We start from the raw sequence: 26,023 nt of genomic DNA, 5'->3' as shown, positions 1-26,023 counted from the left end.
TCACCGCGATGACACTCTCTATACTACCAAGGGGGATTCTTTTCTGTAAAATTGATTCTACGCTCATTTCCCCTCATATTTCTTCATTACAGGAATGCTTTCTAATAATAGGATAAAACATGACGTGACGTAAGGTTCAAGCTTCATTTGGAAGAGTGTAAAAAGGAAGAACGGTCTTTTACAATATGGACAGTTCATCTTAAAATAGAATTAACAGGAATAGAAAGCAAAGGAACATTTCAGGTATTTTCATCAGCATGGTTACCGTGGAGGTGATAAAACAGTTGAAGCTTATACATTATTCTGTACAGGAAACAGATACACTTTATGCAGTGAAGGCGTGGCTTCCGGAAGATAGGAGTGCCATTCCAATCGGTAAATTGGGACAATTCGATTTTCCAAAAGGATATTATGTATACGTAGGCACTGCAAAACGGAATATCCGTGCGCGGGTGGACAGGCATCTTCAGATGGATAAAAAGAAGCGCTGGCATATAGATTATTTACGCCCTTATTTACAAATTGAGGCTGTGCAAACGTATCCCGGTTTGGAAGGGGAATGCGGGCTTTTTCAGCGGTTGATGCGGGAAAATGCAGGAACAATGCCGGTAAAAGGCTTCGGATCATCGGATTGCAGATGTTTTTCGCATTTGTTTTATTCTGGTGAGGAAATGCCTGATTTTATTGGTCTTTAGCATCAGCAGCGGAATATTTAGGCAGAGAAAAGGCTGCTGCAGTCAATTCTATTCCTGCAGCAGCCTGTCTTTAATGTTCTCTCCGGGCAAAATCCACGAAACGAAACTTATCTGGACGATGCCTGGATTCGGTATATTGAAATAAGGTGGCATCGTCTAAATAGACATAGTTTTTAATCACCACGATATTATGAAAACCTTCTAAATCTAATAATTCACGGTCCTCCGCTGTTGGTTCTTCTACAATGATTTCTTTTTTGGCAAAGCTGATAATCAGTCCTAACTCATTTTCAAGATAGTTATAAATAGACGTTTCAGCAATGTCTTTGGAAATGTACGGAACCGTTTTTGTGATTAAATAATCCTTGTCCAAAATAATACGCTGTTCAGAGAAGGAACGGGTCCGGATAATTTCCCAGACTTCCTGGTTATCCTTGAGCTTTAATTGCTTCTGGATAAAATCATTTGCGCTGACTTTGGCACATTGATGAACAGTAGTAACTGGCTTTTCTCCCATTTTATCAGCTAATTCTTTAAAGCTGACTAACCCGGATACGGGAAAGTCAAATTTATTCCGTTCAATCACCGTGGATCCTTTCCCGCGGATTTTTTGAATATACCCGTTTTGAGCAAGCAAATTTAATGCTTTCCGAATTGTTTCCCGGGAGGTTTGATACTGCTCAGCTAATTCATTTTCCGAGGGAAGAAATTCATTTGCTTTGAACGTTTCTTTTTCTATTTTTTGGACCATTTCTTGATAAATAAGGACATATTTATTTCGCATCGCAATTAACTCCAGTTATTTCTTTAGATAGTAAACAACAGACTCATATGGCCGCAGTGAAATCTGATCTGACGCTAAAGATGGAGAATCGGTATAGTTTGACAGGATAATCTCGCTGTCTGTAAATGCATGATGAATCGATTCAGGTAAATCCAGCTCTGCTTCGTTTGCGTAAAAATTGTTTACTACTAATAGTTTTATATCCTCATTTTCTCTTATATACGCAAAAATTGCAAAGTCCTTTGGTAAAATCAGCTCATATTTTCCATCTGTTATCACTTGGTAGTCTTTTCGAAGCTGAATAAGCTTCTGATAGTGGTAAAAAATAGATGTTTTATCAGCCACTGCAGCTTCTGCATTGATTTCTTGATAATTATCAGGAAGACCGATCCAAGGAGTTCCTTCTGTGAACCCGGCATTGGCCGAATGGTTCCATTGCATAGGAGTTCGAGAGTTATCACGGGACTTTTGCTGCAGAATTTCAATAATTTCCTGATTAGATAAGCCTTCAGCTTTTTTTATTTTGTACATATTCAGTGATTCGACATCGCGGTATTGGGAAATATCTTCAAAACCAGGGTTGGTCATGCCGATTTCTTCTCCCTGATAAATATAAGGCGTACCCTGCATCATGTGCATCGTTGTTGCCAGCATTTTTGCAGATTCCTTATGGTATGTTGTATCATCTCCAAAACGGGAAACGATTCGCGGCTGGTCGTGATTACACCAGAAGAGCGCATTCCAGCCGCCGCCTTCTTGCATCCCGGTCTGCCAGTCGGATAGCAGCTGCTTGAGATAAAGAAAATCAAATGGTGCTTTTGTCCACTTATCCCCGTTTGGATAATCGACCTTTAAATGATGGAAGTTGAATGTCATATCCAGTTCTTCGCGTTCTGGATTTGTATATTTGATACAATCCTCCATGGAGGTAGAGGACATTTCCCCGACAGTGAGGGTTTTACGTCCTTTAAAAACTTCCTGATTCATTTCATGAAGAAATTCATGTACCCGCGGGCCGTCTGTGTAAAATTTACGTCCGTCTCCTGGTGGTACACTGCCATCATCGTCTGGAAAACGCTGGTCTTTAGAAATTAAGTTGATCACATCTAAACGAAAGCCATCTACCCCTTTATCCAGCCAAAAATTCATCATTTGATAGACATCGTCGCGGACTTTTTCATTTTCCCAATTGAGATCTGCCTGGGTAACATCGAAGAGATGCAGATAATAAGAGCCGGTTGCTTCATCATATTCCCATGTGTTGCCGCCAAATTTGGACTCCCAGTTTGTCGGCAGCTCGCCAGGCTTGCCATCCTTCCAAATATAATAGTTTCGGTAAGGGTTATCCTTCGATTTTCTGGATTCCTGGAACCATTTATGACTGGTGGATGTATGGTTTACAACGATATCCATAATTATTTTTAAACCAAGACGATGTGCTTTTTCCATCATTGTTTCAAAGTCTTCCATGGTTCCAAATTCTGGTTGAATTGCATAGTAATCAGCAATATCGTATCCATTGTCTTTTTGAGGAGAAAGGTAAATAGGGGTAAGCCAAATGACATCAACCCCCAGTTCTTTTAAATAATCGAGTTTTTCTGTAATTCCGTTAATGTCGCCCATTCCGTTGCCTGTCGTATCGTTAAAGCTTTTTGGATAAATTTGATAAACGACGGATTTTTGCCACCATTTTTCTTCCATAATCAACCTCCTAAATGTTGCTGTGTTTCAATTATTTTTATATGAATGGAGGAGGGAGAGAGGCTCCCTCCTCACTTTATTTTTTACCTAAGCGTTTGTACGCGTCTACGCCCATTTTTGTTTTGGATAAAATCACTGTCAAGATGAATGGAATAACAATTGCTGCGACCATTGCTACAGCGAACATCAGCATATGCGGTACCTGAATAGATAAGATTCCTGGTATTCCGCCAACACCAATGGAGTTAGCCATGACACCTGAGCCGACTGAAATCACTGCTGCAACGGCAGATCCTGCCATACCAGCGAAAAGCGGGAACAGATATCGTAAGTTAACACCAAACAATGCCGGTTCAGTAACTCCCAAGTAACAGGAGATTGCTGCCGGGATGGTTACTTGCTGTTCTTTCTTATCTTTTCGGTTAAGATAAATCATTGCGACAACGGCAGAACCTTGGGCAATGTTTGATAAGGCAATCATCGGCCAGAGGTTTGTTCCCCCGAATTCACTCATCAACTGCAAATCAATGGCATTTGTCATATGATGCAAACCAGTAATAACAAGCGGTGCGTAGGCAAATCCAAATACCGCTGCAAATAACCAGCCGACTGCAGAAGTTAATCCGTCATATACAATATTTGAGATCCATGTACCGATTGTCCAGCCGATAGGGCCTAAGATTACATGGGCAATAATTACTGTTGGAAGTAATGCAAAGAAAGGTACAAAAATCATGGATACAACCTGCGGGATAATTTTTCGCAAGCCAATTTCTAAATAAGCTAATACAAAACCTGCTAAAATAGCCGGGATAACCTGGGCCTGGTAGCCAATCATTTCAATTTGGAAGAAGCCAAAATCCCAAACCGGTACTTCGGATGTTTCGACCACACTATAGGCATTTAAAAGCTGTGGAGAAATTAATGTAAGACCTAAAATAATTCCGAGTACTTGTGTCGTTCCCATCTTCCTGGAGATAGACCAGGTAAGAGCAACAGGGAGGAAATGAAAGATTGCTTCAGCAATCAGCCAAAGAAAATCATATAAACCTGCCCAAAATTGGGAGGAATCAGCCAAGGTCAGCGTTCCATTATTCAGCATCTCAATATCACCAATTACGTTTCGGAAACCTAGGATTAGTCCTCCGACAACCAATGCGGGAATAATCGGCGTGAATATATCTGCTAAATGAGATACTAGCCGCTGCATGATATTCATATTTTGCTTTGCAGCTTCTTTGACATCTTCTTTAGAAGTGTCACCAACCCCAGAAATTTTTGTGAATTCATTATAAAAGGAAGCAACTTCATTTCCGATAATTACTTGGAATTGTCCAGCCTGTGTAAAGGTTCCTTTTACCATATCAATATCTTCTATAGCTTCGACATCTGCTTTTTCCGGGTCATTTAAAACAAACCGCATCCTGGTAGCGCAGTGTGTGACCACAGATATGTTTTCACTTCCACCGACTTTTTCCAGCAGCTTCTTTGCGTCGCCAGTAAATTTACTCAATGTCTTACCTCCTCTTTGTATCTTGTATATACAAGTGTTATCGCTTACAGTTTAACTTGTATATACAAGTTTGTCAATAAGAAGTTGAAGGATAAAATGAAACTTCTTTCAGTGGGGGTTTTTTTATCCCCGCTGAAGATTAGTTGAACGAATCGAGCCGTTACTGGCTGTTGGATCTCCCACTTAGAATTTTTGATTTCCCTCCATTCTTGAAGTGGGAGTCTTACAAAACCCTTCGGTGGGTCGAGTAATCGCAGCTCCAGTCCCAGCCAGTTACACTGCGATAAATTGTTATCATTTTGTGAATCTTGTATATTGAAGGCAGGAAAACAGGGAGGGTAATTAAAGTGGATTCAAATAGGAGGGGGCATGATGGAGATGCAAGAAGAATATCTGCATGTCGTACGCAAAAGGTTTCAGAGTGTGAAGGAACTTGGCGATAAAACGATCAATCAATTGGCGGAAGAGCATATTCATTGGAGTTTGAATGAAGCATCCAACAGTATTGCTGTGATTGTAAAGCATTTGCATGGCAATATGGTATCGAGATGGACCAATTTTTTAACATCAGATGGTGAGAAGCCAACCAGAGACCGTGACCACGAATTTGAAGAGACAATATATTCTTTGCAAGAATTAAGAAACACCTGGGAAAACGGCTGGAAAGTCCTCTTTCAAGCATTGCATGAAGTAAGCGGTGATGATTTATTAAAGACTATTCTGATTCGGAGTGAAGAACACACAGTAATAGATGCGATTGAAAGACAGCTGGCTCATTATGCTTATCATGTTGGACAGATTGTTTATATAGGTAAACAAGTAAAAGGGGAGGACTGGGAAACACTGAGTATTCCTAGAGGGGAATCGGAAGCGTATTTAGAAGAAATGCGGAGAAAATATAAATAAAAGGCTTTTGGGTGGCTTCTTCTTGCCACTCAAAAGCTTTTTAGAGAGAGAACACTATATTTTGAATTAATGGAGTTCAGGCCAATAATCTTTATTCGCAATCAACATTTCATCAAGGACTTGTTTAGCTGCTCGCGCAGACGGTACGGTTTGATTTAAGGTAAATGCTTGTAAGGCTTTGTCATAGGAATTCTCAAAAAATGCATCCACAAGCAGTTTTTCTGCTGCAACCTGTGCTTCCATCATTCCTTTATGAAAATCATTGATAGGATGTAAAGCAAGCTGTTCTACACCGGTGGCGCCGATATAGGCAGGGACCTCTACAACTGCATCTTCTCTTAAATTTGGAATTGACCCTTTATTAGGTGTAATAACCATAAAACGTTTCGGTTCATCATTTAAAATCGCAACAGCTATATCTACAATATAGTTACCATGTTCACCAAAGTTGAAATGCAGAATATCTTCTGTTTCTCCATTTCTGATTTGTTCTGCCATTTTACGTGTGTTTGCTTCACGGCCCTCCATCACCATATTGGCTCTGGTGAAGTTTTTATCTTCATTTTCAACCATAAGATCGGGGAACCAGTAATATTCTAAATAATTATTAGGCAGTGCCTCAGGGAAATATTTCACCATGGCAGACATCAGTTGATACGTCTTCGCCCAATATCGATCTCCTTCATTAAATTCGGCAACGTCCATATTAACTTGACGCAGCTTGTCAATAATTTCAGGCATAACATCCCGTTTTAACGACGTATCATATATTTTGCTATACCAGCCGTAATGATTTAGACCATAGTAAGTTGGTATCCAGTTTTTTCTGTCGTACCCAAAGTTAGATGCAATGGTCTCTTCCAGGGATATGGTCATATCACACACATTTATCATATTGGCATCAGGATATTTTCTCCGTATTGCTTCGGAAATGATAGATTCCGGGTTCGTGTAGTTAAGAATCCAGGCATCTGGAGCATATTGCTGTACATAGCCTACAATCTCCAATATTCCGCCAATGGAGCGTAACCCGTATGCAAAACCGCCCAGTCCGCATGTTTCCTGGCCTACCAGGTCGTATTTTAACGGAATTTTCTCATCTTGTTCTCGCATAGCAAGACCGCCAACACGAATTTGGGAGAAAACAAAGTCCACATTTGTGAATGCTTCTTCTGGATTTTCTGTTACAACCAGCTTCATATCTTGTCTGTCCTTATCAATCAATAACTGATTGATAATTAACTTCATATCTTTATTTCTTTTTGGATTGATATCATATAACCGCATTTCTGTAATAGGAAATTTACTGCTATTACTTAATAGCGCAGAGACGATACCTGGTGTGTAGGTACTTCCGCCGCCGGCAATGGTTATGATTAAATTATCCTTCATTCTTTATTCCTCCAGTACATGACTAAACTTTTTATTCTGTTTCTTTTCCGAGATAATTATCTACATCCTCTTTGAGATTTTGCACAGATAATCCGATGATTACTTGAATGGCATTTCCGTTTTTAACGACACCTGATGCGCCGAGGCTTCTAAAATGCTCATCAGAAGCTATTTTTTCAGGATCCGTGACGAGCACTCTTAACCGGGTAGCGCAATTTGTAACATGCTCAATATTTTCTGGTCCGCCGAGAAGGTCCACATATTCACCAGCCAGATTCTTTTCTGTGGATTCTGCGCTTTTCTTTTCTTTATAGTCTTCTTTTCCATAAAGTTTGACTTCTTCATCAGTACGTCCTGGTGTTTTAATATTTAATTTCAAAATCATAAAACGGAATACAAAGAAGTAGATAAAGAAGAAGACGATACCAATGGCGATTTGGATTAAATAGGTCATCCAGTGATTGCTAAATAAAGGTATCCAGTTCATGGACATGAATTCCAGCAGTCCGCCGCCAAAATTTCCAGTGACGCCAAATATATACATCGTTGTAGCCAGAAAAGCATCCAGAACAGCTTTTACAGCAAATAATAATGGTGCAACAAAAATATACGTGAACTCAAGCGGCTCGGTAATTCCTGCCAAAACAGCCGTTATGGTTGCGGGTATTAATAATCCGGCGACCACTTTTCTTTTTCCTTTTTGTGCTGTTACATAGATAGCTAAAGCGGCAGCTGGTAAGCCAAATATATTGGAATTCCCCTGCATGGCGAATCCGCCTTCTGGGAATAGTTCTTTCAAGGAAGCAGTAGATTGGGCGAAATCACCCATATTTGCTGCCCAATTGGCATAAGTTCCGCCGTCAATAATAGCTGGTCCAAACTGGAATGGTCCGTAAATAAAATGATGTAATCCTGTCGGAAGCAAAATCTTTTCTAAAAAGATATAGAGCCATACACCGAAATTCCCCGCGTTAGCTAAAAATCCTTGAAGGGATGCAATCCCCATTTGGATGTAAGGCCATAACCAGGCAGTTAAGAAAGCAACCGGCAGCATAGCGAAGAAACCGATAATGACTACAAATGCAGACCCTTGAAAAATACCGAGATAGTCTGGCAGTTTCGTATCATAGTATTTATTGTGCAAATATACCGCAATAGCGGATATAATAATTGCACCAAGAATGCTGGTATCTAATGTTTTAATCCCTGCAATCTCTGCTAGCCCGCTGACACCGCCGGCCTCTTGGCTGAAATCAACATTAAAAAATCCAGGAAAGCTTGTTAACATCGCATTAATGAAATAATTAAAGGTGAGAAAAATGATAATTGTTTCCATTAACGCTCTGCCATTTGCTTTGACAGCCAATGCTACCGGAATGCCCATTGCAAAAATGAGGGGCATTTGATTAAATACGGTCCAGGCACCTTCTTCAATGATGAACCAAATCTTAGACCATGCAGTGCCTTCTTCTGCAAGACTGCCCATAATAAGAGGGTCATTAAAAAGTGTCGAAAAGCCTATGACAATCCCTGAAAATGCGAAAAATAAAACCGGAACAAACATAGCGCTTCCAAACCGTTGGAATTTCTGCATCATCTGTATTTCCCCCTAACTTAAAATAGTAATAGATAAAAGTTGTTACTTTTTCTGCTCCAAATAATCTAAATACGACCGGAAAAGCGCCTCAACCATAACGAAAAAGGTAGAAAATGTTGTAATCTCTAAAGCGAGATGGCTTTTTTGCGGATGAGCAAACGCATACATTCTTAAATCAGTTAATTGAGCAAGCTTGTTATTCTTTAAATCTGTAATTGACATCAATGGAATCTTTTTAGCAGCAATCCGCTGTGCAAAAGGAAGCATGGAAGGCGTATTGCCTGAAAGTGAAATAATAATAATTAAATCGTTTTCAGTTAAATCGTCCATTAATACATGAAAATCCATTTCGTCATCAATCACATGGACATATTTATTGAGTACCCAAAAATATCTTTTCAGTTCATTTGCACACAATTTTTGTTCTGTTCCTGTTCCGTATACAAATAAACGCTCGGATGATTCAATGGCTTCGCATATTTCTTCAAAGTCCCAATGCTGCAGCTGCTCAATATTCATTTGTATATCAGTGATGAGGCTTTTTTTATAAGACTTTTCTGAAGTCTCCTTTTGTTCCTGCCATTTTATTGCATATTTCATTTCGCTAAAACCCGCGAATCCAATCTTCTTAATAAATCTGGATATCGTTGATTTTGATGAATGACATGCATCAGCCAGTTCCCTGATGGTCATCTTCTCTACAGCTTCACGATGCTTCAGAATATAGGAGGCTATCGACTTATCTGTGGCATTAAATGTTTCATAATATTGGTTAACTGCTTCTTCTATTAAATCCATTTTTATCACTCCTGTAAGTCTTCCTTTACAAGGAGTATAATTTAAAAATCTGTATAAAAGCAATCACCTCACTATCCATAAATTTTTTCCTGCCGGCGATGGAAGGGGTTTCAACTGATTTTAATTTTAAATGCTGTTTTCAAGAACAACAATAGATGGAAGCGATTATGGATGCTTTTACTCATGCTGACACATGCGTTCATTTTCCGGGACATGTCCCAATGAAAAAAGCATTTATATGAAGCTGGGATTTTAGAGAGGATGAGAAATCCTTTTTAGAGCAGCTGATTGAAAATATTATGGTGGAGGGAACAGAGAGCGGCGTTTTTGAAGAAAATAATAAGAAGCCCCAGGAGGTTACCTTCACAGAGAGCTTCATTATATTCAGAGTAATATTTTGTTTATATTAAATATCTTCTATAAAATGTTCAGCGTACATATTCCAATACTTTTTAAATACGCGATTTTTCTTATTATCCCAATTAATCTGCTGATACATCCGGAAAGTAACGAGAATATCCTTATCCAATGAGGTAAATGGCCGCAGAATCAATTGTTCTGTTTGAATCTCCAAGATAACTTCACTCCCTTAATTATGTTCTTTACTCGCACTAAAGGTTATGAGAGAAGGGTCATTTTCTTGACCATAACCAATGTCATAATCGATGGAACTGAAACCGATATGTTTTAATAAACCTTCTAATTCCTTCAATCCATACCAGTAAAGAATGAAATGGGAGATTTCGGTTTTCTTTACAGCACCTTTATGCAGCAGTTCATATTTATGGATATAGGAAATTTTTTGTTCCAGCCAGTCGATGCCTTTGCTTATACTTGTAAATAATACCCCTGAATCCTCTGTTATAGGATAATTGCTTATTTCCATATCACCCGTTTGAAAGCCGATTGGCAATAAGGTATCAAAAATAAATAGTCCGTCTTCCTCCAGATGATGATAGATTCTTTGAAGGAAGGTATCGATTTGGTTTCTGGAAAGCAGACAAAAACTCCCTGAAGGCATAATGATGGTGCTATACTTCTGTTTTAAATCAAGCTGTATCAAATCTTGATTAAATAAATTGGTGTTTACTTGATATTTTTGCATATTGGTTTTGCACTGCGTCAGCATCTCTGGTGAGATATCTACGCCGTCTATGGCTATTCCTTCTTTTAAAAGGGGGATTAGCATTCTGCCTGTACCAACACCGGCCTCCAGTACCGAACCCTGTCTATTTTTTACTTTCTCAAGATAATATTCCATGTCGCCGTTCAATGAATGTCCAACTGGTTTGGTAACTTCATATAATTTTGTACTTAGTTCCCCGTACTCTTTGAACATACCTATCCCTCGATTCTGTCATATTCTTATTTCAAACTGCAGCATTCGTGAAGCATATATTACCATTCTATAATAAAATGGAGGAATAATCTAAAAAAGGATAAAAAGGCAGAAGTATTGCTAGTAATGTTATTCGAAAAAAGCTTGCCCTATATAACAAAGGCAAGCCATTCTGTGTTAAGAGGCACTTTCAACAGCTATTTGCAATGCGTCTATTGGATTGTCGATGCTCTCATCAATTTCATAAACAGTGTTTCCTTGCTGCCTGCGGATAACGGTTCCTGTTCGTCAAAATCGTCAATTTCAATTACTCCGCGCTCATCAGGCGCAGGAGGATAATTGGTTTCCAAATAATCTACGACATTCCGGGCAAGTTCTTCGCTGTTTTCGTATTTTCCGGTTGCAAATTCAGGGTCAGTTGGAGCATTTACCCGAATCAGCCATTTCCCTTCATTCCATGAAACATAATTGTGCCCGGTAGCTCCTTCTGCAAGAGCTTCGATGTCATGACCAAGATATATATTTGTCTGTTCTACTTCTTCATAGTTTTCAATTGCGTTAACTGCTTCCTGTTCACTGGAATAATCGGTTTCTTTTATGTTACTGTTAGAAGCGGCTTTGCTGTCTGTGTTTTCTCCCGCCCTAACTGTAGCTGTGTTATTTGCATCAGCGGATTCTGCGTCATTTTCTTCCGTACTATCCGTCTCAGAAGCAGTTTCTTCATCCGATTCCTGCTCCTGCTGTGAGGTGTCTCTTTCTGCCTGTTAAGCGCTCTGACATGCCCCCAGGATAAGTAAGAGTGCCATGCCTGGTGCTGCAAAATATGATTTTTTCAGTCTCATGCTGTATCACTCCTTCTAATGTATATATTTAACTTATTTTTTAAAATGAATCCTGAAGTTCAAGATTGCTTTTGACAAATAGACAAATAGCAAAATGTTAGGTTGAAAAAGTGATATACTGGCTGTAGCTTTCTTTTTAAGGAGGAATCGACATGGAAGCATTCTTTGATAATGCTTGCTCTAGACTAGGCACCTTTTTGGTCTGAGAGGTCTGAATATAGTAAGCCGGAATAAATAATGAATGATCTCTTTAGGCCGTAAGTTTTAATAAATAGCCTAATATAATGGAGTGAATTCGAATGGGAAAACAAGTAATTGAGCCGTTTTTAACAGTAGCGAATTATCGTTTTATAGAGCAGCAGGCACATAAAATTTTAAGAGCCTTAACCACCACGAAGGATAAAAATGTCATTCTGGCAGTACGCGGAATTGTAAAAGCAGATGTCATCGATTCCTTTACATGGTCTGAAGAAGAAGAAAAAGTAATCCAACCGTTGATAGATATAACAGACCGGACAGAGGGAGAAGCTTTTTTAGAACAGCTAACATCCTATATTGTTCCATTTAAAACAGTAGAAGCAAGTAAATTAAAAAGCTTATTTAAAAAGGAGAAAAAGTTGAAGCTTCCAACCCTTGAGGAGATGGATTTTCAGCACATTTCTTATTTAGCTTGGGATGATCCCGGGAAATTACGCAGATATATGGTGATAGAGCAAGATAGTGGGTTTAAAGCACTTAAGGGTACTTTTACACACCCTTCAACGAAAGGTATTTGTGCGCTTTGCAATCAGCACTCAGATGTTGTTCGTTTAACCACTTCCGTAAAAGGAGAGGTTCCCGGAACATTTACCAAACACTATAATTATATCTGCGCTGACAGTCAATTATGCAATCAGCAAGTAACGGATATAGAGAAGGTAAGAACATTCTTTGACAGAGTCACTAAGTAACTTTTATGAAAACAATTTAAAAGCAGACAGGTAAAGAAGGTGCGTACTTTCTTTGTCTGTCTTTTTTAAAGAATAGGAAAGTATATAAAAAATGCTGAATATAGCCGCTTTAGAAATACACTACGCTTTCCGTGGGCCCCGAGCTCATCTCCTCTAAAGAAGACTTGCTGATTGGCAAGCCGTCAGGCGCAGACAGAAGCATAGTCGCACTTATGCCCTACGGGTAGAAAAAAAAGAAAAACACTTTTTTCCTGCGGGGTCTTCCCACTGGGACTGGGACTGCGATTACTCGTCCCATCGAAGAGCTTTTGCGATTACTCGCCCCATCGAAGATCACTGCGCATTCCCACAAGAGTCTCCGTGTATTTCTTCCGCTAGAATTATGTTTTATTTCCTTGTAAAAAAGCAAATAAAACATAATTCCACTTGGATGAGAGCGGATGTTGTCGACTCCTGCAGGAAAAGCAACAGGTAGACCTGAGCAGGAAGCGATTTTCTTCCGAGGAGATTTAAGCGTTGCCCGCGGAAAGCGACTTCCCGTAGCGGACATCTGCTCGAAAAGAATACCATTATTTTAAAGACCAAGTGATTTTCTTGGTTTTTCTTAGAATGAAAACGCTAAAGAAAAGCCATTCCAGATCCTGTAACAGATCTAGAACGGCTTCAATTCGATTAATTACTTTTCAGAAGGGAATACATTTGAATATCAACAAAACCTTTGTTTACCTTTTCATATTGCCGTAATGTTCCTTCAAAGCTGAATCCCAGTTTTTTCAGGACTTTCACCGAATTCACATTTGCAGGCTCCACTTTCGCTTCGATCCGATTTATTCCCAAATTCTCAAAAGCTTCATGGATCAGTACCTGGATTGACTCAGGAGCATATCCATTTCCCCAATGCGCTTTCGCAATATCATAGCCAATCTCAACCCGGGCATTTTCAAGGTCGATAGCATTGAAGCCGCAGCTGCCGATAATTTCCTGTGAATCCAAATCAATCACACTGTAGCGGATGGCTTGATTGGTTTCAGCTAATTCATTCAATGTGTTAATCATTTCTATGGCCTGCGATTCGTGTGTGAAAGCAGAGATATTCATAAATGCTGCTACTGCCGGGTCAGACCAAATATGAAATAGAGCATTGGCGTCAGATGTCTGCATTTTTCTCAAGACTAATCTTTTTGTGAATAGTTCTTCTTTCAATACTTTTACCTCCAATAATCATTTAAATCTATTGTAAAAAGTATTGCTATCTGCGCATCATTCAGTCCCTTCAAGGTTTTCTGGTTAATTTACTTTTTCTTTTTCGGTTTTTCATCCAAAATCGATTTTAATTCTTCAATTTCTTCTTCAGACAAAGAATCTTCTTCAATAAACTGTACAAGCATGGATTTTACCGTGCCGCCATAGATTCGCTTGATAAAGGATTCCGCTTCGGCACGCTGGCACTCATCCTGTGAATAAAGGGGGTAAAAGGTATAGACCCGCTGTTCTTTATTTACACCGGCAACGCCTTTCTGCACTAACCGATCTAACAATGTGCGTACGGTTTTCGCCTTCCAATCTTTTTGCCCCTGCAGGGAGGTAATCACATCATTTGCTGTTTGCGGTGATTTTTCCCACAGGACATTCATTACTTCCCATTCTGCTTCAGAAATACTTGGTACTTTCTCCGTCATGTTCCTCACCCCGGTTTTATTCCTCATAAATTTGTTTATCTTTTAAAATCGCTAAGGTTATTTCTGTTGCTATACTTCCAGAGGCATTATCTTCGTCCTGTACATTTGTTGCGAAGAAATACGTGTTTGTTTCTGTTTCAACAAATCCGACAAACCAGCCATTGATATCCTTGCCGTTTACATTACCTGTTCCCGTTTTTCCGTAGAGAGCAGCACCGTCTTTTTGGTCCATTTGCAGGGCCTCTTTGACAGCTTGGATATGCTCTTCCTGAAAGTCAAAGCGATTGGTATAAAGTTCCTGCAACAGCTCTACCTGCTCTACTGGTGAAATTTTTAAAGTAGATTCCAGCCAGTATGGGTTCGTTCTGTCAGAAATATCCTGGTTTCCGTAATGAATCCGGCTTAGATAGGATTGAATGCTGTTTGCACCTAATTTTTGATCAAGCTGCTGGAAATACCAATTGACAGAACGGTTTAAAGCCGTCTCCAGATTTTGGTCCTGATTCCATTGGTCATAAGGCTGTTCTGTGCCATCCCATTCGATGGTGCTTTGTTCGGTTGTGATGATGTTTTCTTCTAATCCGAATAAAGCACTATAGATTTTATAAGTAGAATCAGGAGAAATCCGCAGTGTGCTCTGATCTTCATTATAGATATGGTATGCATCCTTCTGCATATCGTACAGAACAAAACTGCCCTCGTAATTTTGGAAATAAGAACTCAGGTCTTCCTCGTTTGTCTGCTCAGGCTTAAAGGAAGTATAACGATTATTGTCATTTGCCATTACAGAAGCAAATGGAATCTGCGTGATTACAAATAATCCAACCAGCAAAAAGATTCCCATGCTTTTGGCACGCTGTAATTTAGAGTCTGCTTGAAAGGAAGCAATCTCTACAATCCGTTTCTTTATCTGCTTTTTAGAGCCATTTAATTGATTTGCCAGCTTATTGTACGGAGGGCTGGAGGATTTATCGATAAAATGAATGATGGTATTTCCGTATTTTTTATGATTTTTGTCATCTAAAGACAACAGTACTGCGTAATCACAAGCAATTTCCCGGTCGAGACGCATTTCTTTAAATGCAATCCAAATCAACGGATTAAACCAGTAGATGATTTGAAAGAAAACCATCAGATAATTTGTAGGGATATCCTTGTATTTATAATGGTTTAATTCATGCAGGAAGATATGCCTGATATCATCCTCAGATAACCATTCTTCAAAATTCGCCGGCAGCACAACAAAGGTTTTACGCAAGCCGAATGTCAACGGGGAATGTACTTCATCGGAAACTCCCAATGAAATATTTTTTGAGATATTTAACTGCTGCTTCGCTCTTTTGAAAAGGTCAAGAATAGCTTTATTTTCCACCGCGGAAATAGATTTTCTTATTCCTTTTAATTTCAGCCATGCATGTATGGAAAGCCCGGTAAATACGAGAGCACCTGCAATCCAGATCCCGCCGGCAATTCCATTGAACAGATCCGTATTTGTCTGCGTTACAGTTACAGAAAAGTCCTGCATCCAATTTGTATTGGTTCCCCCGGATTCGGGCGCTGCAGTATTTATCGAAGCGGTACTTCCTTCGCTGGACGGGCCAGTAAATGAATGGAATAGGTTGCCGGCAGGAAGAAAGTGCGCAGGGATAAATGGAATGACCAAAGCAGCAAGCAATAAATACCATAGGTTATATTGCCATTTCGCAGATAATTGGCTTTGGAAAAGCTTTTTTATAAGCAAAATAAATCCGACTGTAATGGAAGAAATGATGAAACCTGTAAGAAGCGTTGTTACAAACATGCTTTTCGTCTCCATTCTTCATTTACGGTAATAATATATAAACAATTTACCGAAAGATATTTGACGTAAAGAAATACATCCATATTTCTTTCTGCATAAGTGCATCTGAAATTACATCTGTAATACGTTAAAGTTTAGCACGCTGAGGTAAAGTTATCAAACGTTGAATAAGAATGGAAAAATAGGAATTGACATATGAGGACTACATATGTAGTATTGTATTACAGTTGTAGTCAAAAAGAATGTTTAGGAGGAATTTAAACGATGTATATTCAAGGTGTTTTTAATAAAAAAGGATTGGCCTTATTGTTATTGATTGCTGTGATAGGGTTAGCAGGCTGTTCCAATGAAGCGGGAAACAGTGATAAAAATCCTGAAGCTGCGGAGCGTGAAACGCAAAGTGAAGAAGTTTTTAAAGAGCTGGAGGATGAATTTGATACAAGACTTGGCGTATATGCGATAGATACGGAAACAAATCAGACTGTTGCTTATCGCGCGGATGAAAGGTTTGCTTATGCTTCTACGTTCAAGGTCTTAGCAGCAGCTGCCATTTTACAAACCGCATCAATGGAAGACTTGGAGAAAGTCATTACGTATACGGAGGATGAGTTAGTAACTTATTCTCCTGTGACGGAAAATCATGTAGATGATGGAATGAAATTAAAAGAAATCATGGAGGCTGCTATTCGCTATAGTGACAATACAGCTGGAAATCTGTTATTGGAAGAGCTAGGAGGGCCGGATGGACTGGAAGAAAGGCTAAGAGAAATTGGTGATGAAACAATCGAAGCAGACCGGATGGAGCCGGATCTAAATGAAGCAGCGCCGGGAGATACCAAAGATACGAGTACACCCAAAGCACTTGCTGAAAGCTTGCAAAAATATGTGCTCAGTGATTTGCTCTCTGAGGATAAGCACGATTTGTTAATTGATTGGATGACCGGGAATGAATCTGGAGATACATTGATTCGTGCTGGCGTACCTGAAGGCTGGGAAGTTATCGATAAGAGCGGAGCCGGGGGCTATGGTACAAGAAATGATATTGCTGTGGTATGGCCGCCTGACCATCAAGCACCGATTGTTATCTCCATTTTGTCCAGTCGTGATACAGAAGACGCAGATTTCGATGATGCAGTCATTGCAAAAGCAGCACGAGGTGTCATCGAGCAGATGCAGAATGAAGAATAGGAAGGTGGAAGAATGAAAGGTTATCGAATGATTCTCCTCCTGCTGGTGATGCTGCTTTTGATAATCGTTGGATGCTCCAAAAAAGAAGAGCCGTCAGAGGTACTGGATGATTATCTTTCCAACTGGGAGAATAAAGATTTTTCTGCTATGTATGAACAGCTTTCTGACGAAGTAAAAAATAAAATAACAGAAGAAGCGTTTATCGAACGCTATGAAAATATATATGATGGGATAGAAGCAGAGAATTTACAAGTGACATCGCAGGTAGATTCCGAGGAGCAGTTAAAGTCTGATGGAGGTGTTATGACTCTTCCATATAAGGTAGAAATGAACACCGCTGCTGGTCCAATTGAATACAGGCACCGGCTGACATTAGAACAGGGAGATGAGGGAGCGTGGCTGGTTAAATGGAATACCTCACAGATTTTTCCGCAGTTAAGTACAGGAGATAAAGTAAAGGTCAACACGTTAGAGGCAGAAAGAGGAGAGCTGCAGGATAAGAATGGAAACGGACTTGCCGTTAACGATGATGCGAATGTTATAGGGGTTATCCCGGGCATGCTGGAAGAAGGAACCCAAACAAAAGAGAAGCTGGCGGAGCTCTTGGATATTTCGGTGGAAGAAATAGACCAGGCGCTGGATGCATCCTGGGTAACACCGGAAGTGTTCGTGCCAATAAAAACCTTGCCAATGGAAGAAGACGATATAGAAGCCTATGTGGAACTTCCAGGAGTAAGCTCCCGCGTGGAAACCGTACGTACCTATCCGTTGGGAGCTTCGACCGCTCATTTAACAGGCTATGTCCGGGAAATATCGGCAGAGCAGCTGGAGAAGCTCGATGGTTATGCTGCTGGCGATGTAATTGGAAACGCAGGGTTGGAAAAGGTATTTGAAGATAAATTACGGGGAGAAAAAGGCGCTCATATTTATATCAGCAATACAGATGGAGATGTAAAAGAAACGCTTGCCAAAAAAGAACCTGTCGATGGAGAAGATGTACAATTAACCATTGATGCTGCACTGCAGCAAGAAATATATAATCAGTTTGACGGGGATGCTGGAACCTCCATTGCGCTCGATCCAAATTCAGGAAAAGTATTATCACTTGTCAGCTCACCGAGTTACAATCCAAATGCTTTTGTAAGAGGACTGTCAGACGAGCAATGGGAAAAATGGAGTGAAGACCCGGATGAACCATTCTTAAATCGTTTTATTAGCCGTTATGCTCCGGGGTCTGTATTTAAAACGATAACTGCATCGATTGGATTAGAAACCGGCATTACCAATCCGGAAAAGGTCCGTCAGATTGACGGTCTTCATTGGACAAAGGATGATTCATGGGGAGATTATTATGTCACTCGTGTTCATGACAAAGCAGATGTCAATCTGCGAGATGCTTTTGTTCATTCTGATAATATTTATTTTGCGCAGGAAGCTTTAGAGATGGGGAAAGACAGCTTTTTAGAAGAGGCAGCTGCTTTTGGATTTGGCGAAGAAATCCCGTTCCCATTTGCTATTCCAGCTTCGAATCTGACGAATAATGGAGAAATCGATCATGAAGTACAGCTTGCTGATACAGCTTATGGACAAGGGCAGGTAATGATGAGCCCACTCCATCTTGCGTTAACATACACGCCCTATCTTAATGAAGGAAACATGCTATACCCTTCTCTGGTTGAAGCGGATGAACCTGAGGTTTGGAAGGAAAAACTTATCAGCGAAGAAACCGCTGATTTGGTAAAAGAGAATTTGATTCAGGTCGTCGAAAGCCCGGATGGTACTGCACACAGCACGTATATACCAGAAGCGGTAATTGGCGGGAAATCTGGAACAGCGGAGATAAAAGGAAGCAAGGAAGATGATAATGGAAACGAAAATGGCTGGTTTGTCGGATTTGAAGAGGACGATTCTGACATATTATTGGTAATGATGGTGGAAGATGTGAAGGACCGCGGCGGCAGCGGTTATGTGATATCCAAGGCGAGAAGTATTTTTGAATATATGCAATAAAGAATAAAAATGAGCATTCACCTGAATCCGGCAAAGAGGATTCAGGTGAATATGTTTTAGATAGGTTTTTTATTCCCCGCCTTCAAAAATGTCCTCCACCTTGTCCTCATCTGATCCACCTTCGTTATCATTTTTCTCTGTATCTTCTGATTCCGCTCCATCTTCATTGTCATTTTCTTCTTGACTTGGTTCTTGATTATCCGGTTCTTCATTTTCATCGTCCTGACATGCTCCAAGAAGAAGCATCAATGAAACTCCTAAGGCTGCAAGGTAAGATTTTTTCAATCGCATGATGTATTATCACTCCTTCTAATGTATGCTCTTACCCGATTTTAACAAAGAAAATCAGAAAAATTGCTTTTGTTAATAATTTGTAAAGGGATTTAGGTACAACATGTCATATTTCGTTTCAAATATGGACAAAATGTTCATATAGCTTTATTTATTTCTCCGTCAACTTCTTCATAAAAGTATCCGTATTTGTATAACTCAAGGACGCTTATCCCAAGGCTCTAATGTTCCAATAATTTTTATTTCCTGATTGTGAACAACAGCATCAATCACTCCATCGCTGATTTCCTGATGTGTTAGCCATCTGGAGTCTTCTTTCTCTAAAATAAATCCAAGCTGAATTTGTCTGTACTGGCAGCCTGGATATTTCTTTACAGCAGCATCTTTTATTTGATTTAAACTGGAGCTGCTCCCTAAGATGTGATAGAGTTTCCAAGCTGGAATTTCCTGTGCAACTTCATGACAGATAATATCTAACGCATGGTGCGCATCCGAATGAATCCATGCAATAACCAAATCGATTGGACCGTTCTGAAGGATGGCTGCTTTAATCCTTTCTTTCAGCCCCGCCCTATCTTTGTAGTTAACAAATAACGGGGTAATAGAGGAAGCCGCATCCGACTTGTTAAGTACTCTCTCCATTTTAGTCTGATTGCGTGCGATAATGGAAACTTTATCTGAATGATCAGCAAGCCATAAAGAAGCAGTGGATAACATTCCTGTTCCGCCGATAACCAAGGTGTGGGCAGGGAGGTCTTTCATTTTATTATGGATGATTTCCAGCCACGGATGCTTCCCGTTAAATTGCTGACGTAATGAATAATAAAGCCACTTTATTTCATTCTTTTTCAGAACGGGAAGCAGCCGTTCTAAATCTTTATGATCCTTCTCTCTGATAACAGAGCTGCCGCCCTTATATAACAATTGTATCTCTGGCTTTATATAGGGTATACCATCGTCTGTGAGTGCTCCAATCCTGCTGATAGACCGTTTGATTTGGTTCTCTCTTTTGTAAATCCATTCGTCATTCTCTGAATCTATTAGCATGATTTCGAATAACCAGCTTGTTCCCTGCTTCTTTCTGACCCAAAGACTGCCTGATGCTACGCTTAGGCTTTCAGAATCTTCCAGCTGTGTCAACATACTGTTATCAGCAATAAATAATTCATAGCTTTCTCCTAAATACTTTTTTAGTGCATCTAAATCTTCGCTTCTAATCAAAATATCCATATCGCCATGCTCTCTTGTCTGCTGTCCATAATGCAAATCAAGCGCCCAGCCTCCAGCAATCCACCATGACACAGAGACATCTTTCATCAGGTGATTTATTTCTTCCACTGTCAAAGCTTCCCAAGGATAATGCTGCAAAAAATCTCTCCTCTCCTTATATTTTCTAGCAGGACCTTTTATGTTTATTGTAAAAGCGTTTGCGCGAATCAGCAATGAAACCTATTCATTTTTCCTGCTAAATAAATTGTTATTTTCTGAAATTAATCTTTGTGTTACATTAAAGTGGGGGGAGTGGTAAAAAATGGACTTCGAAACGGAAGAAGTATCCACAAAAGAAGCATTTCAAAAAAAAAAAAAGAAATTGCTTCCATTAAGTATACGATTTTTTAGTGTGTTCTTATTTGCTTCCTTGTTGATGATGGTTATACGAAGTAATTATGCTAATGTAATTGATTATATTGGGCCACCGGTGATTGGCTTTTTTATATATTATTTTGTACAGTACGCTGAGGTAAAGAGAGCTTGCGGTAAAACAAGAAATAATTTTAGAAAAAGAAAATAAAGAAAGTTCAGAATGTATTTTATAAAAACGTTGACTTTGTATGCGCTTTCGTGTTATTTTAATTTTACGTAAACGTTTACTAAGGAAAATGGAACTGGAGGTAGATTATGAGCCAGGAAAACCTAATTGAACAAGAACCTGTTCATGAATCCAATATTAGGCGCCTTCCTTTTAAAGATTTAATGAAGAGAATTGGCCCGGGTATAATATTGGCTGGGATTGTTATTGGACCTGGAGCGATTACAACAGCTTCTATGGTAGGGGCGATGTATGGATACTCGTTACTTTGGATTATGATACCAATTGCTTTTATGGGTATATCTTTCTTATTAACAACATATAGAGTAGCTCTTTTGACTGGCATGCCAGCGTTACATGCGATTAGACATTATTTTGGCCCTTTAGCTGCTCAGATTGTTGGAATAACAACTTTTTTATCTTGTGTATTTTTTACTATAGGGAATATTTCTGGTACAGGTGCAGGTATGAATCTGCTATTCGGGATAGACTGGAAAATAGGTGCGTTAATTATGTTGGCCTTCCTAGTGTACTGTTATTTTTCTAAAGGTGTATATTCGAAAGTGGAAAAGATATCAATGTTGTGTGTTATTGGGTTAATATTGGCTTTTTACGCCACAATATTTCAAACTGGAGGACCAAATTTAGTTGAATTAGCGTACGGAATAAGCCATTGGACTTTTCCGGTTGGAAGTTTAGCTTTAGTATTAGGTTTTATTAGTACAAATGCTTCTATTACAACTGCGTTATATGGTACTTATTTAAGCAAAGAGAAAAAGTGGAAAAAAGCTGATTTATTTAATGGCGGTATGCTGGCTGATTCGATAGCGCATATAGCGGGAGTAATATTAGTGAGCGGCGCAATAGTTCTAGTGGGCGCTATTGTGTTATTTCCTAATCAAGTAATAATAAGCTCTCCTACGCAGCTAGCGGATATGCTAGTTCCTTTTATGGGAAGAGCTGCAAGTATAGTTATGGGACTTGCCCTAGTTGCTTGTGCGTTTTCATCACTTCTGGGAAACACACACAGATCAATTGTATTATTAAATGCAGGTTTTAATAAACCGACTGGCTTAGAAGAAAAAAGTGTCCGTTGGGGGTCTCTTGTTGTCTTGGTTATTTCTGCAGTTGTTAGTTTCAGTTATGGAGGGTCACCAATACAATTGATATATGTGGCAAATATAGCTACGGCTGTTGCTGCGCCGTTTGGAGGCCTTTTTATGTGTTTGCTTTTATATAACAAAGAAGTAAATAAAGGCTTGAAAAAACCAAAATTATTGCAAGTATGTATGACCATAAGTTATTTATTTTCTTTAATATTAATTACTTTTGTAATTATAGATGTAATTTCTAAAATATTCAGTTAATAAACGGAAGGATTTATATAAGGTCATTATTTATTATTGACAATATAATGAAACCGTTTTACCATTATTACGTAAACGTTTACGTTAAAAACAGGAGGAGATTATAATGAAAAATAAAGAAAAATGGAGTGGAGTATTTCCTGCAGTATTAATTCCTTTTAAGGATGATTATTCAATTGACGAACCAGAATTTCGTAAATTAGTTAGATGGGTGGCAAGTCATGAAGGTGTAAATGGAATAGTGGTTAATGGGCATACGGGAGAAATCATGACTTTATTACCGGAAGAGCGTGCAGAAGCAGTAAGGATAGCAGCAGATGAATTACAAGGGCGTATTCCAGTAATCTCTGGTGTTTCTGCAGAAGGGTCAATTGAAGCCATTCAACATAGTCAGGCAGTTGAGCAAGCTGGTGGGGAAGGAATTTTATTAATGCCTCCACATTCATGGTTACGCTTTGGAATGCAGCCGGATTCACCTGTTGAATTTTTTAAAGATGTAGCTGAATCGGTCAATATTGGAATTGTAGTCCATCAATATCCTACATGGACTAAACCATCATATACGACGAGTCAATTATTGGAAATGGCGAAAATACCTAATGTGGTCTCCTTTAAAATCGGTCAACGTGATATGGCACAATATGAAGTAGACGTAAGAGCGCTTAAGGAGCATGCGCCAGATGTTTCACTGTTAACATGCCACGATGAATATTTGTTACCGACACTTGTACAAGGTATTGACGGTGCATTAGTAGGATTCGGTTGCTTTGTTCCAGATTTGATTGCAGAACTGGTCAAACAAGTTAAGAATCAAAATTTAGCAGAAGCTAATAAAGTATATGATCGTATTTACGAATTAAAACAGGCAATCTATAAGATGGATGAACCTTCATCTACCTCACATTTAAGAATGAAAGAAGCAATGTATCAACGTGGTTTAATCAGCAGTTCTCTAGCTCGTCGTCCAGTATTACCATTAACTGAGGAAGAAAAACAAGAAATATCTGATGGACTTAAAAAAGTAGGGTTATCTGTAGAAGTATAAGTATTATTAATTAAAAATGTTTTATGATAAATAAAAAGCTAGTATGTTCCTGGAAAAAGAACATATTAGCTTTTACATATATCCCTATTCTATGAATTGGTGTAAGAATGTTTTATAATAAAAACAACAATCATTAAATGGGGGATAAGATAGTGACTGTCAGTATGAAAGATGTTGCATTAAAGGCAGGAGTTTCAATTGCCTCGGTTTCACGAGTCATAAGTGGAAAACCAGGTGTAGGCAAAGAAACTGAAAAAAAAATACGCGAAGTCATGGATGAACTAGATTACCGTCCTAATATGGGTGCTCGTGGGTTAGTTATGAAATCGACCGGAAATATTGCTATAGTAATACCCAGAGGTACATTTACTTTAAATAACCCTTTTTTTTCTACTGTACTAGAAGGTATTGCGAAAGGTTTAGATAAAACAGATTACAATATGGTGATGTCTTTTACTTCCCTGCAGCAAAAAAGGTTGCTGGAAACTCAATCAGTTGATGGAGTAATATTATTTGCTCCGAGATACAAAGAGTTGAAATTAGAATGGTTAGAAAGTATCGGATTGCCGATTGTAGTAATCGGTAGTTATTTAGAAGATTCGCCATTCCCTTGTGTACGGCCAAATGACGAGATGGGGACCAAAAAAGCGGTAGAAGAACTCTACAAATTAGGACACAGAAATATTGGTTTTATAAATGGGCCTATGGACTCTATGCATAGTGTGAAATGCTTGAGAGGGTATAAAAATACAATAGAGTCATTAAATATGGAATACACTAAAAATAATGTGTTTGAAGTGGGTGAATTTGAAATACAAGCAAGAAATCAGGATTTAGAAAAATTTTTAATTGAAAATTCAAGAATAACTGGATTTGTTTGTTCATCTGATTATTTAGCAATTGGTTTAATCAAAGCTGCCGGAAAAGTTGGTTTAAAGATACCTGAAGATTTATCTGTTGTTGGATTAGATGATGTGCCATTATCAAGCCATATTACTCCTGCGCTATCGACCGTGCATGTTGATTTGATTGGAATAGGAAAAAGAGCTTCAGCAATTTTAATTAATTTGTTAAAGGGTAAACAAATTCGCAAAAAAGAGATAGTTTTTGAAATGGATTTTATTTCAAGAGACACAACTGGAATTGTGAAGGATTAGTTTGAATATAATAATTAATTAAGAACGAACAGAATTTTCCCGGTGCTATTGTCATTTTACAAAAAACCTTTTTGTAAAATGACATGCTTAGCTCTATAAAAGAAGGTGTATGAAGATGACCGTTATAATAGAACGAGCAAATAACCTTGAATTATTAGTTGATTTTCTTGCGGATATGAATCATCAAAAGACCAATCATATTGGTTTCTGCGGAACAGATAAAGCGGATATTTTACAAGCGCTTAAAGAAGACTTTGTGAATGAGAAGGGAGAAGTTTCCTTTCTAATAGCTAAACGCAATACGGGAGAAATGATGGCTGCCTGCGGATTGGATATAGAGAATAACGAAGCAGAAGTCTGGGGTCCGTTTAATAAGACGGAAAGAATGGAATGGGATGTTCAGCTTTGGCAGCGGTTAATCGATCGATATCCATCTGTTCAGTATTTTTCCTTCTTTATTAACGAAGAAAATAGAAAGCAGCAGGCATTTATGAAACAGATTGGAGCAAAACAAGGAAGGAAACACTTATATTTAGTTATTTATCGGAACCGTTTTGAAAACGCTGATGAACGAAAATGCCGTTTCTTTACTGAGCCTGATTTTCCAGCATTCCGGCAGCTGCATGACAGCATTTTTCCAAATACATATTATGACGCAGAAACAATTCGGAACAGGTTAAACAAGAATAATGTACTGAAGGTTTTGAAGGATGATCATGGTGATTTCGTTGGTTATGCTTATTTTGAAATAAACAAAGAGCTTTCAGAGGCTTCATTAGAATATATTGCCGTAGCAGACAGGTATCAAAATAAAGGATTTGGAAGGCTTTTATTAAAGGAAGTGTTAACAGCTATATTTGCTTTTCCTAAAATAGATGAGATACATCTCACTGTGGATGCCGACAACCATCATGCGAATCATGTTTATGAAAAAATAGGATTTAAAAAGGGAGATACATTGATTCATTATAAAATTCAGTACTAGCGGATATACAGTGAGTAAGGAGTAAAAGCAGTCTTTTCCAGGAAAGGCTGTTTTTATTTATTTAAGAGACTGTTCAAAAAGGTAGGAATGACCTTCCGTTAATTCCTGCTTCGTTAAATAAGTTTAGAGGATATCACTATACAGGCCATTAGTAAAAATCACGGCTTTTTCAT

25 protein-coding genes are annotated in these 26,023 nt (G+C 38.8%); 10 read left to right on the top strand and 15 right to left on the bottom strand.

The window, feature by feature from the left end; translation table 11 throughout:
- The first annotated feature begins 284 nt into the window (after positions 1-284).
- Complete coding sequence (locus ACFO3P_RS09365) at positions 285-695, top strand: GIY-YIG nuclease family protein (protein WP_289584702.1); 411 nt, start codon at positions 285-287, stop codon at positions 693-695.
- Between the two features lie 70 nt (positions 696-765).
- Here the strand turns inward: ACFO3P_RS09365 and treR are convergent, their stop codons facing one another.
- From treR to treP, 3 genes are all read right to left on the bottom strand, one after another.
- Entirely contained in the window at positions 766-1,479 is a 714-nt protein-coding gene (treR, locus tag ACFO3P_RS09360; RefSeq protein WP_289584703.1) for a trehalose operon repressor, read from the bottom strand.
- Between the two features lie 15 nt (positions 1,480-1,494).
- A complete protein-coding gene (gene treC / locus ACFO3P_RS09355; protein WP_289584704.1) occupies positions 1,495-3,180 on the bottom strand; it encodes an alpha,alpha-phosphotrehalase in 1,686 nt (561 codons plus the stop codon).
- A gap of 76 nt (positions 3,181-3,256) precedes the next feature.
- Positions 3,257-4,693 carry a PTS system trehalose-specific EIIBC component gene (gene treP / locus ACFO3P_RS09350; RefSeq protein ID WP_042531356.1) on the bottom strand — a complete coding sequence of 479 codons (1,437 nt, stop codon included), beginning with the start codon at positions 4,691-4,693 and terminating at the stop codon, positions 3,257-3,259.
- Positions 4,694-5,065: 372 nt separating this feature from the next.
- On the opposite strand from treP, the gene ACFO3P_RS09345 reads away from it, so the two are divergent.
- Entirely contained in the window at positions 5,066-5,599 is a 534-nt protein-coding gene (locus ACFO3P_RS09345; RefSeq protein ID WP_042531357.1) for a DUF1572 family protein, read from the top strand.
- A 66-nt stretch (positions 5,600-5,665) separates the two neighbouring features.
- Here ACFO3P_RS09345 and ACFO3P_RS09340 read toward each other — a convergent pair whose 3' ends face one another.
- The 7 genes from ACFO3P_RS09340 to ACFO3P_RS09310 form a co-directional block, all read right to left on the bottom strand.
- Complete coding sequence (locus ACFO3P_RS09340; RefSeq protein ID WP_289584705.1) at positions 5,666-6,991, bottom strand: family 4 glycosyl hydrolase; 1,326 nt, start codon at positions 6,989-6,991, stop codon at positions 5,666-5,668.
- 31 nt (positions 6,992-7,022) lie between these two features.
- Positions 7,023-8,588, bottom strand: coding sequence for an alpha-glucoside-specific PTS transporter subunit IIBC (locus tag ACFO3P_RS09335; RefSeq protein ID WP_289584706.1), 1,566 nt, complete (start codon positions 8,586-8,588; stop codon positions 7,023-7,025).
- Positions 8,589-8,630: 42 nt separating this feature from the next.
- Positions 8,631-9,386 carry a MurR/RpiR family transcriptional regulator gene (locus ACFO3P_RS09330; protein WP_042531364.1) on the bottom strand — a complete coding sequence of 252 codons (756 nt, stop codon included), beginning with the start codon at positions 9,384-9,386 and terminating at the stop codon, positions 8,631-8,633.
- Between the two features lie 406 nt (positions 9,387-9,792).
- Positions 9,793-9,960 (bottom strand): hypothetical protein, encoded by a 168-nt coding sequence (locus ACFO3P_RS09325; protein ID WP_175297024.1) that lies wholly within the window; start codon positions 9,958-9,960, stop codon positions 9,793-9,795.
- A 15-nt stretch (positions 9,961-9,975) separates the two neighbouring features.
- Entirely contained in the window at positions 9,976-10,725 is a 750-nt protein-coding gene (locus ACFO3P_RS09320; RefSeq protein WP_193062637.1) for a class I SAM-dependent DNA methyltransferase, read from the bottom strand.
- A 212-nt stretch (positions 10,726-10,937) separates the two neighbouring features.
- The gene (locus tag ACFO3P_RS09315) at positions 10,938-11,075 is read right to left on the bottom strand and encodes a hypothetical protein (protein WP_193062639.1); all 138 of its coding nucleotides are present in this window, start codon (positions 11,073-11,075) and stop codon (positions 10,938-10,940) included.
- 245 nt (positions 11,076-11,320) lie between these two features.
- Positions 11,321-11,449, bottom strand: coding sequence for a hypothetical protein (locus ACFO3P_RS09310; protein WP_256705588.1), 129 nt, complete (start codon positions 11,447-11,449; stop codon positions 11,321-11,323).
- A gap of 417 nt (positions 11,450-11,866) precedes the next feature.
- Here ACFO3P_RS09310 and ACFO3P_RS09305 point away from each other — a divergent pair, with 417 nt between their 5' ends.
- Positions 11,867-12,517 (top strand): FusB/FusC family EF-G-binding protein, encoded by a 651-nt coding sequence (locus tag ACFO3P_RS09305; RefSeq protein ID WP_042531369.1) that lies wholly within the window; start codon positions 11,867-11,869, stop codon positions 12,515-12,517.
- Positions 12,518-13,189: 672 nt separating this feature from the next.
- Here the strand turns inward: ACFO3P_RS09305 and ACFO3P_RS09300 are convergent.
- From ACFO3P_RS09300 to ACFO3P_RS09290, 3 genes are all read right to left on the bottom strand, one after another.
- Positions 13,190-13,720, bottom strand: coding sequence for a GNAT family N-acetyltransferase (locus ACFO3P_RS09300; RefSeq protein WP_084612891.1), 531 nt, complete (start codon positions 13,718-13,720; stop codon positions 13,190-13,192).
- Between the two features lie 89 nt (positions 13,721-13,809).
- Positions 13,810-14,196: a penicillinase repressor BlaI gene (blaI, locus tag ACFO3P_RS09295; protein ID WP_042531371.1), complete on the bottom strand. Its 387-nt coding sequence runs from the start codon at positions 14,194-14,196 to the stop codon at positions 13,810-13,812.
- 16 nt (positions 14,197-14,212) lie between these two features.
- Positions 14,213-15,997, bottom strand: a complete 1,785-nt coding sequence (locus tag ACFO3P_RS09290; RefSeq protein ID WP_193062641.1) for a BlaR1 family beta-lactam sensor/signal transducer — start codon at positions 15,995-15,997, stop codon at positions 14,213-14,215.
- Positions 15,998-16,261: 264 nt separating this feature from the next.
- Between ACFO3P_RS09290 and bla the strand changes: the two genes are divergently transcribed.
- Together bla and ACFO3P_RS09280 are read left to right on the top strand one after the other, a co-directional pair.
- Positions 16,262-17,185 carry a class A beta-lactamase gene (gene bla / locus ACFO3P_RS09285; protein WP_289584707.1) on the top strand — a complete coding sequence of 308 codons (924 nt, stop codon included), beginning with the start codon at positions 16,262-16,264 and terminating at the stop codon, positions 17,183-17,185.
- 12 nt (positions 17,186-17,197) lie between these two features.
- On the top strand, positions 17,198-19,195 hold the full coding sequence (locus ACFO3P_RS09280; protein WP_289584708.1) for a penicillin-binding transpeptidase domain-containing protein: 1,998 nt from the start codon (positions 17,198-17,200) through the stop codon (positions 19,193-19,195).
- 69 nt (positions 19,196-19,264) lie between these two features.
- Here ACFO3P_RS09280 and ACFO3P_RS09275 read toward each other — a convergent pair whose 3' ends face one another.
- Together ACFO3P_RS09275 and ACFO3P_RS09270 are read right to left on the bottom strand one after the other, a co-directional pair.
- Positions 19,265-19,486, bottom strand: coding sequence for a hypothetical protein (locus ACFO3P_RS09275; protein ID WP_193062647.1), 222 nt, complete (start codon positions 19,484-19,486; stop codon positions 19,265-19,267).
- 198 nt (positions 19,487-19,684) lie between these two features.
- Positions 19,685-20,854 (bottom strand): short-chain dehydrogenase, encoded by a 1,170-nt coding sequence (locus tag ACFO3P_RS09270; RefSeq protein WP_289584709.1) that lies wholly within the window; start codon positions 20,852-20,854, stop codon positions 19,685-19,687.
- 163 nt (positions 20,855-21,017) lie between these two features.
- Between ACFO3P_RS09270 and ACFO3P_RS09265 the strand changes: the two genes are divergently transcribed.
- The 5 genes from ACFO3P_RS09265 to ACFO3P_RS09245 all read left to right on the top strand — a co-directional run bounded on the left by ACFO3P_RS09265 (position 21,018) and on the right by ACFO3P_RS09245 (position 25,850).
- A complete protein-coding gene (locus tag ACFO3P_RS09265; protein ID WP_289584710.1) occupies positions 21,018-21,278 on the top strand; it encodes a hypothetical protein in 261 nt (86 codons plus the stop codon).
- 107 nt (positions 21,279-21,385) lie between these two features.
- On the top strand, positions 21,386-22,663 hold the full coding sequence (locus ACFO3P_RS09260) for an Nramp family divalent metal transporter (RefSeq protein WP_193062653.1): 1,278 nt from the start codon (positions 21,386-21,388) through the stop codon (positions 22,661-22,663).
- Between the two features lie 106 nt (positions 22,664-22,769).
- Complete coding sequence (locus ACFO3P_RS09255; RefSeq protein ID WP_042531385.1) at positions 22,770-23,708, top strand: dihydrodipicolinate synthase family protein; 939 nt, start codon at positions 22,770-22,772, stop codon at positions 23,706-23,708.
- A 152-nt stretch (positions 23,709-23,860) separates the two neighbouring features.
- Complete coding sequence (locus ACFO3P_RS09250) at positions 23,861-24,865, top strand: LacI family DNA-binding transcriptional regulator (protein WP_042531387.1); 1,005 nt, start codon at positions 23,861-23,863, stop codon at positions 24,863-24,865.
- A 115-nt stretch (positions 24,866-24,980) separates the two neighbouring features.
- Positions 24,981-25,850, top strand: coding sequence for a GNAT family N-acetyltransferase (locus ACFO3P_RS09245; protein ID WP_289584712.1), 870 nt, complete (start codon positions 24,981-24,983; stop codon positions 25,848-25,850).
- Positions 25,851-26,023: the final 173 nt, after the last annotated feature.

Origin of the sequence: Oceanobacillus aidingensis, from assembly GCF_042654105.1 — a bacterium.
GTDB lineage: Bacteria > Bacillota > Bacilli > Bacillales > Amphibacillaceae > Oceanobacillus > Oceanobacillus oncorhynchi.
Note: the sequence above shows the minus strand (reverse complement) of the source record. Positions and strands in the feature narration are given on the sequence as shown.